This window comes from Flavobacterium xizangense (genome assembly GCF_054075145.1).
Window position 1 is genome coordinate 1 of the sequence record NZ_JBSIPG010000059.1, and the last position, 287, is coordinate 287.

At 31.0% G+C, this 287-nt stretch carries 1 protein-coding gene; it reads left to right on the forward strand.

Annotation, left to right across the window (positions count from 1 at the left end; genetic code table 11):
* Positions 1-217, forward strand: a 217-nt coding sequence (locus ACWA1B_RS22510; RefSeq protein ID WP_456910821.1) for a fibronectin type III-like domain-contianing protein, incomplete at its 5' end; no start/stop codon positions are given.
* Positions 218-287: the final 70 nt, after the last annotated feature.

The following is a 287-nucleotide window of genomic DNA, read 5'->3' on the forward strand; positions in this document are numbered from 1 at the left end:
TTCGGCTTCGATTGCTTTACCAGTTAAAGAATTAAAAGGTTTTAAAAGAATTGAATTAGAATCGGGAGAAAGTAAAAAGATAACATTCGAATTAAAAATGGAAGACCTTGCTTTTTACGGAATAGATATGAAGAAAAAAGTAGAGCCAGGAAAGTTTGATTTGTGGATTGGCGGATGCAGTTCTAAAGGAGAAAAAGTTTCATTTGAAGTACAATAAATTATGAAAAAGCTATTATATCTGCTAATTGTATTATTTCAGTGTACAGTGCAGTCGCAGGATTTTATTA